General features: G+C 72.3%; 12 protein-coding genes. 5 read left to right on the plus strand and 7 right to left on the minus strand.

The features are described from left to right. Positions 1–44: 44 nt before the first annotated feature. The 5 genes from IE332_RS07180 to IE332_RS07200 form a co-directional block, all read right to left on the minus strand. A complete protein-coding gene (locus IE332_RS07180; RefSeq protein WP_189914300.1) occupies positions 45–815 on the minus strand; it encodes an alpha-ketoglutarate-dependent dioxygenase AlkB in 771 nt (256 codons plus the stop codon). Next, a complete protein-coding gene (locus IE332_RS07185) occupies positions 799–2040 on the minus strand; it encodes a hypothetical protein (RefSeq protein WP_229928390.1) in 1242 nt (413 codons plus the stop codon). Before IE332_RS07185 ends, IE332_RS07180 begins: the two co-directional genes overlap by 17 nt. A gap of 154 nt (positions 2041–2194) precedes the next feature. Continuing rightward, entirely contained in the window at positions 2195–3037 is an 843-nt protein-coding gene (locus IE332_RS07190) for a siderophore-interacting protein (protein ID WP_189914301.1), read from the minus strand. A gap of 128 nt (positions 3038–3165) precedes the next feature. Then, on the minus strand, positions 3166–3579 hold the full coding sequence (locus tag IE332_RS07195; protein ID WP_189914302.1) for a carboxymuconolactone decarboxylase family protein: 414 nt from the start codon (positions 3577–3579) through the stop codon (positions 3166–3168). Further along, complete coding sequence (locus IE332_RS07200; protein WP_189914303.1) at positions 3576–4241, minus strand: class II aldolase/adducin family protein; 666 nt, start codon at positions 4239–4241, stop codon at positions 3576–3578. The genes IE332_RS07195 and IE332_RS07200 overlap by 4 nt, the downstream gene beginning before the upstream one ends. A 161-nt stretch (positions 4242–4402) precedes the next feature. On the opposite strand from IE332_RS07200, the gene IE332_RS07205 reads away from it, so the two are divergent. Further along, positions 4403–4795, plus strand: coding sequence for a MerR family transcriptional regulator (locus tag IE332_RS07205; RefSeq protein WP_189914304.1), 393 nt, complete (start codon positions 4403–4405; stop codon positions 4793–4795). An 85-nt stretch (positions 4796–4880) separates the two neighbouring features. On the opposite strand, the gene IE332_RS07210 is transcribed toward IE332_RS07205, so the two are convergent. After that, the gene (locus IE332_RS07210; protein WP_189914574.1) at positions 4881–5369 is read right to left on the minus strand and encodes a phosphoribosyltransferase; all 489 of its coding nucleotides are present in this window, start codon (positions 5367–5369) and stop codon (positions 4881–4883) included. A 100-nt stretch (positions 5370–5469) separates the two neighbouring features. Continuing rightward, complete coding sequence (locus IE332_RS07215; protein ID WP_189914305.1) at positions 5470–8295, minus strand: hypothetical protein; 2826 nt, start codon at positions 8293–8295, stop codon at positions 5470–5472. A gap of 395 nt (positions 8296–8690) precedes the next feature. Here IE332_RS07215 and IE332_RS07220 point away from each other — a divergent pair, with 395 nt between their 5' ends. The 4 genes from IE332_RS07220 (at position 8691) to IE332_RS07235 (ending at position 12742) form a co-directional block, all read left to right on the plus strand. Further along, on the plus strand, positions 8691–9614 hold the full coding sequence (locus IE332_RS07220; RefSeq protein WP_189914306.1) for an alpha/beta fold hydrolase: 924 nt from the start codon (positions 8691–8693) through the stop codon (positions 9612–9614). Next, positions 9602–10843, plus strand: coding sequence for a hypothetical protein (locus IE332_RS07225; RefSeq protein ID WP_189914307.1), 1242 nt, complete (start codon positions 9602–9604; stop codon positions 10841–10843). Before IE332_RS07220 ends, IE332_RS07225 begins: the two co-directional genes overlap by 13 nt. Then, positions 10840–11649 carry a class I SAM-dependent RNA methyltransferase gene (locus IE332_RS07230; protein WP_189914308.1) on the plus strand — a complete coding sequence of 270 codons (810 nt, stop codon included), beginning with the start codon at positions 10840–10842 and terminating at the stop codon, positions 11647–11649. The genes IE332_RS07225 and IE332_RS07230 overlap by 4 nt, the downstream gene beginning before the upstream one ends. Positions 11650–11917: 268 nt before the next feature. After that, positions 11918–12742, plus strand: coding sequence for a M55 family metallopeptidase (locus IE332_RS07235; RefSeq protein ID WP_189914309.1), 825 nt, complete (start codon positions 11918–11920; stop codon positions 12740–12742). Positions 12743–12860: the final 118 nt, after the last annotated feature.

Raw genomic sequence — 12860 nt, forward strand, 5'->3', positions numbered from 1 at the left:
TCCGCTCACCGCTCGCCGTGAGGGAGTCGCCGGCTCCGCCGGCGTCAGACCGGCGGCATCAGATCGCTCTCGCTGACGGTGTACGTCAGCAGGGGGTAGCCGAAGTCCGTCTCACCGTTCTCACGGCGCCGCAGCCCGTAGAACTCGCGCCGCTGCTCGTCGTCGGCCGACACCAGGCGCGGCCCCTGCGGGAGGTACGCGTGTCCGTCGCGGTACCGGACGAAGGTCTTCGACGTACGGAACGTCACCCCCAGCCACTGGTTGTCCACCGTCCGATCGGGCGCGTCCAGCACGATCTTGTGCTTGAGCCGCCGGTTCGACTCGACGGAGAACGCGACGACACCGTTGTGGGCGAGCGGGATCTCGAACTTCTCCCCGTCGGCCCCCTTCTCCTCGAAGACCAGCTTCCTCGGCGGGCCCGATCCGGGATCCCGGTAGCAGGAGAAGACGGCGATGAACGACCCGTCGGCCAGATCGAGGGCCTGGTCGGAATGGCTGCCCATGGTCGTGCAGGCGTTCGTGTAGCTCTCGATGAGAGCGTTGTTGAAGCCGACCGGAAGCCCCAAGCGTTCCTGGATCCGCCGCGCCAGCCGTTCGTGCACCGCCCGGAACCGCTGCGCCGGGCTGCCGTACCGGGTGGTGGTACGGACGAGGGGCACACCGCCCGACTCGTCGACCCTGGTGAGTACGGCGCCCCGCCGGCCCTTTCCCACGTCTTCCAGACGGGCCGACGCGGAGAGCTCCGCGAAGGGGTTCTCCTCGGCCGGCAACGCGTACGAGAGGATCTCGTCCGAGATCCTAGACCCGGGGGGCACGGTAGTCTCCCGTGTTCATGCTGAAGAGGAATTCGTCGCCGTAGTCGATGAAGGACGAGGTCCTGTTCTCCTCGGCGTACAGCCCGCGCAGCCTGTCCATGCCGGCCTCGGTGGGCGGCCCCAGCTCCACCTGCCCTCCGGCCGTCTTGAGGAACGTCCGGCCGTTCCGGTGAACGGCTTCGGCGCTCGAACAGCGCACCACGTACCCCAGGCGGGTCGGCAGCAGCTCGGCGTCCAGCGCCGAGGGCCGGATCTCATGCGTGTACAGCCGGTTGGTGGACAGCGGCATGAAGAACACGGAGCCGGGATAGAGGGTCAGGGTGAACTGCTCGGGCAGCGCGACCCCGTCGAGCGCTTCGACCGACTCCTTGCGGCGGAAGCGGAGTCCGGTCAGCCCGCTGGCACCCTTCACCCCGTGGTCGAAGGCGTCCTCGGCGAGCGGCCGCAGCCCGTCGAGCCGGTCGTAGAAGGTGCAGAAGGCCATGACGCCGTTGACGGGCATGTCCTTGGTCTTGTCCGCATGGGACGAGATCCTGGCCTTGGACTGCTTGCGCTCCGCCGTGGCAAGGGTGTTGTGGTAGATCTGGGCGAGGACGTGGTTCAGCGGCGCATGGTCCCGGAAGACGGTGGCGGCCTCACGGTTCAGCGCCTCGACGATGTCCGTGTCGGTCGGGCGGAAGCCCTCGGTCGGCCCCGAGAGGTTCGTGGAGCACCGGAGCAGCCGGAAGTGCAGTTCGTCACCGTCCCGGGTGACGGGCGTCAGATAGATCCCGCTGCGATGGGCCGTTCCGGGCTTGGTGGACTCCGTCAGGGACTGGAACTCGTGCTCCGCGCTGATCCGTCCGAAGTGATCGGCGCCGAGCCCGAAGAAGCGGCGGTAGTACACGCCGACGCCGTGCACCCGGACGGGCACCCGGCCGAGGTCGACGAGGCCCCAGGGTTCGTCGGCGCCCTCACGGTAGCCGTGCGACAGCTCCCGGATGGCGAACACCCGGGCAGCCGCCCGCAGTTGACGGCCGTCGATCCCGGATATGTCGCCACACAGGTAGACGGTCTTCCGCGCGAGGTCGGGCGGACCGGAAGCGAGGTCCTCCGGCGTGATCGTGGACCCGAAGAAGTCCCTGACCACCTCCTCGTCCCGCAACGCCGAAGGCGCCACCAGGATGTTGCCCGCATCCTCGATGCGCGCTTCTGTCGGCTCTGTCGTGTGGTCAGGATCTGCCACGTTCTCTTCCCCCGTTGGTTCCGGACCCGCCGGGCCCGCTGTCCCGTGCGGGCCCGCGATCATGGTGAATCGCCTTTGGATAGTAACGGGTTCGTCGCCGGGGCAGGGGCGTGCCGGCCGGACAGGGCCGGCCGGCCGCGCCCCGGATCCAGGGTCAGCCGGCCTGCTCCTGCTCGGCTTCCACCTGGGCGTTCCACTCGCGCTTCGTCGCCCGCCAGGCATCGTCGTCCTGACCGAACCGCCAGTAGCCCGAGACGGACAGCCGCTCACGCGGAACGCCGTGCTCCACGCGCAGCTGGCGCCGCAGTTCCTTGACGAAGCCCGCCTCCCCGTGGACGAAGGCCGAGACCGCACCGGCCGGGAACTCCAGCGCGCGCACCGCCTCGACGAGGGCCTCGCCCACCGGCCGCTCACCGCGGTGCAGCCAGGTGAGCTCGACGGGGGCGGGCGAGACGATCTTCTGCTCCTCCGCGGCGTCGGCGACCTCGATGAAGGCGTGCACCACGGCACCGGGCGGCATCCGCTCCAGGGACGCCGCGACCGCGGGCAGGGCGCTCTCGTCGCCGACGAGCAGGTGCCAGTCGGCGTCCGGGTCCGGGGCGTAGCCGCCGCCGGGGCCCAGGATGCGCACCGTCTCGCCCGGCTCCGCCCGGGCCGCCCACGGTCCGGCCAGGCCCTCGTCCCCGTGCACCACGAAGTCGACGGTCAGCTCGCGCAGCGCCGGGTCCCAGGCCCGCACGGTGTAGGTCCGGGTGACCGGCCACTGCTCACGCGGGTACTCCTCGCGGATCCGCGCCAGGTCGAACGGCTCCGGGTACGTCACGCCCGCGGGCGCGAACAGCACCTTGACGTAGTGGTCGGTGAACTCCGTGGCATCGAAGTCCCCCAGCCCCTCGCCGCCGAGCACCAGGCGCACCATGTGCGGCGTGATCCGCTCGGTGCGCAGAACCTTCGTCTCGCGGGCGCGCGGCGTCCTGCGGGTCGGCTGATCGGTCATGGGTCCCCCCGGTCATGTCATCACGTCGATCATAAAGTTAGGCTTACCTAAGCTAACAGGTCCGATCGGCGGACGGGAGACCCCCCGGGACGGCCGTTCCCACGGCCCGATTCCGCCCTCCACCCGGCCTACGCCCCGGGGGCTCGAAGGCCGTCCGCCTGCGGCAGGAGTTCGGCGATGATCTCGGTGCCGAGTGCGTACGCCGGCACGCCCGCGGTGATGAGCGCGGTCTCGGCGACGCCGATGAGGTCGGTGATGGAGGCTCCGGCGTGGAGTGCGCCCCGGGCGTGGATCCGGGCGGGGTGTTCGCGGCCGAGGGCCAGCAGCTGCCCGAAGTGGACGAGCTGCTGCACCCGCGCTCCCAGCGGACTGTCGGTCAGCACGATGTGGCGCAGTTCCGCGATCGCCTCCTCGGTCGGCAGCCGGCCGAACTCCCGGGCCAGGCGCAGCCGTTCCCGCACCCCGCCGGGGACGGTGCCGAGGGTTGAGCGGTAGCGGTCGCTGACGGCCTCGGTGCGGGCGGCGAGGGTGTCGTCCGTCATGACGCGACCCGCGCGATCGAGGCGCGCACGGCCTCCTGGGCGCCCGGGGGGAAGTCCACGGCCCCGCCGATCGCCGCGGCGGCGATCTCGGCTTCGGCACTCTCCTCGATCGCCACCACGAGGTGGGCGGCGGCCGCGGAGTCCGGGCCGAACACCAGCAGGCCGTGGTTGGCCAGCAGGACGGCGGCCGTCGTCGGGCGCTGTCGCAGCACCTCGGCGATGCCACGCACCGACACATCCGATCCGCGGGGTCCCCAGGGAACCACGGGGACGTCCTCGGCCTGTCCGAAGCGCAGCATCGGCTCCGTGCGGCAGGGCAGTGGCCGGTGGGCCACGGCGAAGGCGGTCGCGGAGGGCGAGTGGGTGTGGATGATCGCGCCCACGTGCGGCCGGGCCTCGTACACGGCGCTGTGCATGGCGATGATCTCGGCGCTGACGGACCGCAGCTCGCCTTCGAGGACCTGCCCGTCGAAGCCGACGGTCGCCAGCTGTTCGGGCCTCAGGCCGCGGACGAACCCCGGTGTCAGCAGGAGCCGCCGACCGTCGAGCCTGGCGCTCAGGTTGGCGTGCCCGGAGTGGGACATCACTCCGGCCGCGAACAGCCCCTCCGCGGCTTCCACCAGCTGCTCGGCGCGTTCTTCCCGTATGTCCCGGTCGCTCATGACGGTACCTCCAAGTGTCCTGCCAGCGGCTTTCGTTCGCCGCTGTCCTCGTGCCGGCCACTCTTCTACTTGAACTAAGGTTCAAGTCAAATGCCACGTCACACGCCACGCCACATGCCACGTCACGTGCCCGGATCGACGAGGAACAGGAGGAGCGGAACATGCGCATGACGATCGGCCGGCTCGCCGAGCTCACCAAGGTGCCCGCATCGGCCATCCGGTACTGGGAGCGCCACGGCCTGCTGCCCGCACCCGAGCGCGAGAGCGGGCAACGGCGCTACCCGCCGGAGGCCGCCGAGCGGATCACGGTCCTGCGCACCTGCCAGCAGGCCGGGCTGAGCCTGGCCGAGATCGGGGAGTTCCAGCAGGAGCAGCCGCGCCGCGAAGCCATGATCCGCGCCAAGCTCACCGAGATCCGGCAGCGCATGGTCGATCTCGACCACGCGCAGCAGCTCCTGACCCACGCCCTCAGGTGCGGCGAGGAGGACATCGTCGACTGCCCGAAGTTCCGGCAGCAGATGGCCGCCTGGCAGGCGCCCGATCCGGCGCCGTGAACCACCGGCACCACGCTTCGGACCGCTGCGCTTCAGGCTTCCGCGTACCGGCGGCGGTGACCGCCGCCGGTACGCGGCGGCTCCGTCAGGCGTCGGGCACCTGGCCGCCGCGCTGGCCGACCGGCGGCTCCGTCGACCACGGGAAGTTGATCCAGTCGTCGGTCTTCTTCCACACGTACTCGCAGGTCACGAGGGAGTGCGACTTCTCGTAGATGACCGCGGACCGCACCTCGGCGACGTGCTCGAGGCAGAAGTCGCGGACCAGCTTCAGCGTCTTGCCGGTGTCCGCGACGTCGTCGGCGATCAGGACCTTCTTGTGGGTGAAGTCGATCGCCTGGGGGACGGGCGCGAGCATGACGGGCATGTCGAGGGTGGTGCCCACACCGGTGTAGAACTCGACGTTCACCAGGTGGACGTTCTTGCAGTCCAGCGCGTACGCCAGGCCGCCGGCCACGAAGACGCCGCCGCGGGCGATGCTCAGGATGAGGTCGGGCTCGTACCCGTCATCGGCGATCGTCTGCGCGAGTTCGCGCACCGCCCGGCCGAATGTCTGGTAGTCCAGCGTCTCTCGCATGTCAGTCACAGCGTTAGTCTCCTTGGCAGCCGGCCGGGCGGCGCGCACCGGCGCGCCGAGGAGCGAAAGCCTCTCACGGGCCCTGCCGCCGGCCCGGCCGTCACGTCTGTTCGCCCGCGCGCAGTTCGGTGGCGATCTGGCGCCGGCCGGCGATCAGGGTTTCCAGCACCACCCCGAGGCAGACCAGCAGCGCCAGGCCCACGGTGGGCAGCAGCACCGGCAGCAGCACGGGGGTGACGGCCTCTCCGACCTCGGCGCCGACCAGCGTCGAGATGTCGAAGGCACCGCCCAGCAGCGCGACCGCCGCCGCGGCGACCAGGCCGCCGCCGACGGCCGCCGCCAGGGTCTGCGGCAGCGCCTCGGCGACGATCAGCGCCAGCCCCTGCCGGGGCCGCAACCCCATGGTGCGCAGCCGGGCCAGCACGGCGGTTCGGTCCGGCGCGGCCCGGAAGAGCGTCAGCAGGACGGCGAGCAGGGCGAATCCGCCGCCGGCGGCCGCCGCGTACCAGAACAGCCGCCCGGCCGCGTGCTGCAACGGGTCGTCTGCGAGAGCAGCGGCGGCCTCCCGGCTGCTGTGCACCGTGTATCCCGCGGGCAGGCCGTGGGTGGCCTTGCCGACGGCCGCGGCCTCGTCCGCGATCAGCTTGGCCAGGCCGGTCGGCTGGGCCCCGCCGTTCTGCCGGAGGATCGTCCTGACCCCCTCGGGGTCGACGTCGCCGACGGCGAACCACTCGTTCACCCGCTTGGCGTCCGGCAGCCGCTCCCAGGCGGGGCCGGCGGGAACGACGACGAACGGCTTGCCGGGGTCGGGCAGTGCGGGAGTGGCGCCGACGGTCCCGGCGACGGCGACGCGCAGGTCGTTGCCGTTGGGCGTGCGCACCTGGGACGACCCCGCGGCCAGGCGCTCGGCCAGGTCGGGGCTGACCAGCGCGGGCACCGGGGTGTCCCGGCCGCCGGGGGTGCCGGCGAGCTTCGCAGGGTCGAACCCGCCGACTCCGAGGGTCCGGGCGATCTCGGCGTACGCCGCCGGATCGACCACCATCACCAGGTAGGCCTCGGTGATGGTGTGGTCGGCGCCGATGATGCGGGTCTTGGGTTCGACCCAGACGCCGGTCGAGGCCTGGACGCCCGGCAAGGACTCGGCGGCCTTGACGATCGGCCCGGTCAGGGCGGCGTAGTCCGGGAGGGAGACGCGGATGTCCCCGCCCGTGGAGATGCGAGCGGCCCGCGTCCGGACGTGGTCGACGGTGTCGAGCACGGTGGCGCCGAAGCCGGTCGTGGCGACGGCGATCAGCAGGGCGAGCAGCGGCAGCGCGGAGGGCCGACGGCGGCCCGAGTTGTCACGAGCGGCCCGGGCCAGGCCGAGGAAGCCGACCAGGCCACGGCCCCGACCGGTGAGCGCGGCCAGCCAGCCGACCACCACCGGCTCGATCCGGGCCAGCACCAGCCCGCCGGTGACGGCCAGCAGCAGCGGCGCCGCCACCAACAGCGGGTCCACCCCGGCACCGGAGTGCCCCACCCCACGGCGCCGGACCTCCGCCACGGCCGCGACGGTGACCGCCAGCACGGTGAGCTCGCCGACCACTCTGCGCCGCCCGCCGGCCGCTCGCGGGCGCGCCCAGAGCAGGGCCGCGCGGGCCGGGAAGGCCAGCAGGGCGATCAGCGTCGCGGCCAGCGCCGCCGACACCGAACGGTCCCAGCGAGGCGTGGGCAGCAGCACCAGGGCGAGCGCCGTCCCGAGCACCGCGGCCGGCAGGACGGTGACGGCTCCCTCGCCGACCAGCCGTCGCAGCACCCCGGCGACGGAACCGCCCCGGGCCCGGAGCAGCCGGATCTCGGCGGTGCGCCGGTCGGTGGTGAGGGCCGCGGCCAGGAACAGCACCACGACGGCCACACCGGCGACACCGGCGGGGCCGATCGCGCTGAGCGGCAGCGAGGCCTGGTAGCGGGCGTCCGCCCTGGCCAGGATCTCGGGCAGGAGCGAGCTGGTGCGCAGGTCCGCGCGCCCGGTCGCGCCGGCCAGGTCGGTGGCGCCGTGCCCGATCAGGAGGGAGCTGATGACGCTGCGGGTGTGGTCGAGCCGGTCGGCGTGCAGCGAGGCGGGGTCGACGGGCACCCGCCAGAAGTTGTCGGCGCTCGAACCCCAGCGAGCCATCGCCGGCAGGCTGCCGCCGTCGACGAACCCGGTGGTCGCCCAATGCTCGAAGTCGGGGAGGGTGTTGGTTCTCAGGCAGGCACGGGCCGGGCAGCCGAGCTCCTCCCAGAACGGGTCCAGCGGGTCGTTGGCCCGGTAGAGGCCGACCACCACGGTGCTTCGCGTGGCGCCCGGGCCCTCCAGGCCGTCCTTGCCGTTGTCGATGACGTCACCGAGCTTGATGCGGATGGTCTCGGCGGCCTTCTCGCTGATCACGATCGGCAGCGGGTCGCGCGCGTCACTCGGGGTCGGCCAGGTGCCGTCGGTGAGGGTGACCCGGCCGGCCAGATCGCGCAGGTAGAGCAGGCTGAGGTCCGGGAGGCCGTACTCCGAGATCCGTGCGTACCCCGGATTGCCCATGGTGTGGGAGCCCAGGGCACGGGCGCCGTAGGCCTGGCCGGCCCGGGCCGGCGTCAACTCCCGGCCGAACGCCTCGATCAGGTGTGCCTGTACCTGATCGAGCATGGCGACTCCGTCGCCGTCGCGGACCTTGGAGGTGGTCTGCAGACTGGTCCGGTTGAGGCCCTTCTGGCTGACGAAGTCCTGGAGCGCCGCGTCCGCGCCCCGGTCCGCGGCACGGGGGAAGGCCGCCGCGAGGAAGACGGTGACGAACGCGAGGGCCGCCATGAGCAGCGCGGCCGCCGGGCTCGCCCGCAGCCTGGCGCGGACCCAGCGCGCGGGGCGGTGGGTGGAGCCGCCGGTGGGCACACGGGTGCCGGCCTGGGTGGTCACATCTCCTCCACGCGGCGCAGATTGCCGACAATTGGTCACCGGATAGCGGACGATGCTGTCAGATTCGAACTGAGAACGGAAGGGACTTGCGCGAATCAAGTAAGCAATGGGCACATTCCTTGCATTGACCGGATCCCCACCGGCGGCCAGCCGCTGGAATACCATGCACACTTCACAACTCCGGCCTCACCACACGCCCTTGACCAGGGAGAATCCCTTTCGGGAATTCGCCGCTCGACACGGTGAACCCGCGAAGCTGCCGCAACCGTTGCCCCCGGGCGGAATCCGGCCCGCCGACCCGTTCACCTGCGGCCGCGCCGAAGTGCGAGAGGACCCGGGCACGGTGCGTATCATTCAGGTGACCCTCCGACACCACGGAGCTCCTGGAGCAGGCGATGGCCGCACTTGAGACCGAAGTTGTGAACGTCCCCGGTGCCCGGCTGCACGTCGAGGTCCGCGGCAGCGGGCCCCTGCTGCTGCTGGTTCCCGGCGGCGCCTCGGACGCGGCCGTGTTCGAGGCCCTGGCCGAGCAGTTGGCCGCCCGCTACCGCGTCGTCAGCTACGACCCGCGCGGCATCTCCCGCAGTCCGCTGGACGGTCCACCGGTCGACCAACAGGTGGAGGTGCAGGCCGAGGACGCACTCCGCCTGCTCGACCTGCATGCCGTGCCCGGAGAGCCGGTGCGCGTCCTCGGCAGCTGCGCCGGCGCGCTGGTGGCACTCGAACTGCTGCGGCGCCACCCCGACCGGGTGGACGTGGTGGTCGCCCACGAGCCCCCGACGATGCGCCTGCTGCCGGACGCCGACGCGCAGCTCGCCTTCTTCGAGGAGGTCCACCAGGCCTACCTGCGCGACGGAGCGCCGGCGGGGATGCGGCGTCTGGCGAGTGCCTTCGGCGGGCGGCCCGTGCCGGACCTGCCGGAGGTGCGGGACAACACCACCTTCTTCCTGGCCCACGTGATGCGGCCGACGACCGCCTTCCTGCCCGACCTGGCCGCGCTGGCGCGGCTGGCGAGCCGGATCACACCGGCCGGTGGCGAGGAATCGCGCGGCTACCTGATCCACCGGCCCGTGGCGGCGCTGGCCGCTGCCCTCCGCCGCGACCTGGTGCTCTTCCCCGGGGGCCACTCCGGCTACGCCAAGCACCCGGAGGCCTTCGCCCGGCAGTTGAGCGCCCTGCTCGAGGTGCTCCCGGACCGGGAGGCGGCCGGCCCGACCGTCACGGAGGCGGACGGCCCGGTCGCCTCGGGGGCGGACGGCCCGACCGTCACGGAGGCGGGCGGCCCGACGGTCGCGGAGGCGGCCCCGTGCGACTCGTGATGGGAGCGCAGAACTGCGGGTTCGGCCCGGCGGCCGAACTGGTGGCGGTCTCCCGGGCACTGCCCGACCACCACCGTGTCTTCGTCGGCGAGGGCGTGGCGGCCGAGTTCGCGCTGCGCAATCCGGACGCCTTCGACGAGATCCGCACCCCGCTGCCCTCGGACCAGGACCTTCGTCAACTCCTGCTCGACAGCGACCGGTTGGTCTCGGTGATGGACGCCGACCTGGTGCTGCGCGCGGTACTCGCGGACCGGCCGGCGATCCTCGTGGACAGCCTGTTCAGCTTCTGGCGCACGGACCGGCCGCCGGCCGCGATCCACCGGCTGTGCGCGACCCTGCCGCGCACCGGCTTCGCGGCCGCCGACCGGCACCTCCGTGAACTCTCCCCGCACGAACGCGTCCTCGCCGCCCACCTGCTGGCCACCCACAGCGTGGTCCAGAACTTCCCCGGCGTCCGGGAGCGGATCGCCGAGTTCGCCGCTCTCGGCACCGGTCGGGCGCCGCGCACGAGCGGCGCGCTGGTCGACCACGACGGGCTCCGCGCGGCCGGGCGTACGGACCGGCCCCAGGGCCCGGCGGCGTACGACCTGCTGGTCAACCTCGGGGGCTTCCGCAACTTCCTGCTCGACTTCGACGCCCACAACGACTACCTGCTGCTGATCGAACGCTGGCTGCCCGACCTGCTGCGCGACTGGCCGCGGTTCGGCCGGGTGCTGGTCTGCGGCGGGCCGTTCGGCGGCCGCCGGGCCCGGACCGTCACGGTGGCCGGACGCCGGGCGGACTGCCGGCTGGTGCCGCAGCGCGAACTGCTGGCGTACGTCGCCACCACCCCCCACTACCTGATGACCCCCGGCCTGACCGCCCTGCACGAGGCGCTCGCGCTGGGCCGGCTCCCGCTCGCCCTGCCCGAGCAGCACTACGCCCACCTGTTCACCATCCGCCGCCTCGACCGCACCCACTTCGCCAAGACCGCGCTCAGCCTCACCCACCTGCTGCCCGACCACCCCGTCCCGGAGGACGACTTCACGGGCACCGCCGCCCTCGTCGACATCGCCGGACGGATCTGCCGCGACGACGCGCACTACGCCCGGTTCCGCCGCCACCTCAACGAGCGGATCGAGCACTACCTCGCCCTCGACCCGGCACAACGCCGCGAAGCCGTCGAGGAGTTGCGCTCCGCGCTGGACGGCCCGCCGCTCGCCGAGGTCCTCGCCGAGGTGCTGCGATGACCGGAGCCTCGCCGGAACCCGTCGACTCCGCCGCCTACTTCGACCTGCGCGCACGCCTGCTCGGCCCCCTGCGCAACCGCCCCCTCACCTCCGGCCAGCTGTGCGAGGTCGGCCGGATCGTCTGCGGCCACCCCGACGGCCTGTCGCTCTACGGCATCCCCGCGCCCCGGATGGCCGCACACGGCATCCGGCTGCTCGGCCGCACCGCACTGGAATGCGTCAAGGACCCCCACCCCGCACTGGTCGCCGCCGCCCTGACCGACGTCCTGGCCGGCCTGCCGGTCAGCGGCGCCCGCCCAGTGATCGCCGACCTCTTCTGCGGCTCCGGCAACCTCGGCCACCAGCTCGGCCGGCTCCTCGGCCCCCGGTTCGGCCACCGGGTCCTCGCCACCGAACTCGACCCGCTGGTCCACGCCGCCACCCGGCACAACCTCACCCTGGTCGACTCGCCGGTCCGGCTCCACCACGCCGACTACCGCGACCTGCTGCACACCCTCGCCGCCCCCGCGGTCCCCGACGGGCGGAGCGAGCAGGACGTCTACCTGGTCGAACCGCCCTGGGACGCCGGATACACCCCCGCAGGCCTGGACCTGACCCGCACCACACCCCCCGTACCGCGCATCCTCGACGACGTCCGCCGCTCCCGCGGCGGCCGCCCCTGCCTGGTGGTGCTCAAGACCAGCGACCTGATCGCCCGCGACACCCTCGCCGCCACCTTCCGCGACGCAACCGCGCTGCGCACCCTCCTCCCCCGGCCGGTCCGGCGCCACGGCATGAACGCGGCCTTCCACCTCTACCGGGTCTGACGGTTCCGGACGGCCGACCTGTGTTCACCGACCCGCATCACGCGGGTCGGGGCCTCTCGCCGGCCGCGCTCGACGCCTGCCAGATGTCGACCGGCGCCGAGCCGACCGCCACCTGCCCGACTACCTCGCCGCGTTCGAGGAGAACCTCGCCAAGGCGGGTTGGCCACAGCACGCCTCTGCCCCGGGGCCATCTACCGGATCGGCCCACCGGACGCGATGATGCGGTCCTGACGTGTCCAAGTGACCACGGACGTCGAGGAGAACACCGTTGAAGATCTTCATCTCGTCCGACATGGAAGGCACCACGGGGATCGTCGACTGGGAGCAGTGCCGGCCGACGGGCTCCCAGTACGGCTACTACCGGGAGTTGCTCGAACAGGAGGTCAACGCGGCGATCGAGGGCGCCGCCGACGCGGGTGCCACCGAGTTCCTGGTCAACGACTCGCACTCCGCCATGTCCAACCTCCGACCGGACCGCCTCGCGCGCCGCGCCCGCTACCTGTCGGGCCGGCACAAGCCCCTCTACATGATGCAGGGACTCGACCCGTCGTTCGACGCGGTCTTCTTCGTCTCCTACCACGGCTCGATGTCCGGCGCCGCGTCCGCGCTGTCACACACGTACAACCCGCGCGCGATCGCCGAGGTACGGCTGAACGACATCGCGGCCGGGGAGGCGGGCATCAACGCGCTGGTCGCGCTCGGGCACCGGGTACCGGTCGTGTTGATCACCGGCGACGACGTCACCGCCAGCCAGGTCGAACCGTTCTGCCCCGGCGTCGAGGCGGTCGTGGTCAAGACCTCGGTCTCCCGGTTCGCCGCCGACAGCCTGCACCCGGAGCAGGCCCGGGAGTTGATCCGGGAGGGCGCCGACACCGCCGTACGGAGGCTCAGGGACGCCGCACCACCCGTGATCGCCCTGCCCGCCACCCTCTCCGTCCGCTTCCGCAACGCCGACCTCGCCGAGATGGCGACCTGGGTCACCGGGGTGATCCGCGACGACGACCTCACCGTGCACATCACCGATGACGACCCCATCCGCCTCTACCGTGCCTTCGTCACCGTCGTGTCGCTCACCCGGGGAATCGCCGAATAGTCCCACCTCAGGACGATCGGGCTTGCCCTCCCGCCGCTGAGTGGAAGATTTGACTCCGGCGACGATCACCACGCATAGTGCCCGCATGGCTGGTTTTCTCGTTTCGCGCAGGCACATC

The organism is Kitasatospora xanthocidica, assembly GCF_014656195.1.
Classification (GTDB): Bacteria; Actinomycetota; Actinomycetes; order Streptomycetales; family Streptomycetaceae; genus Kitasatospora; species Kitasatospora xanthocidica.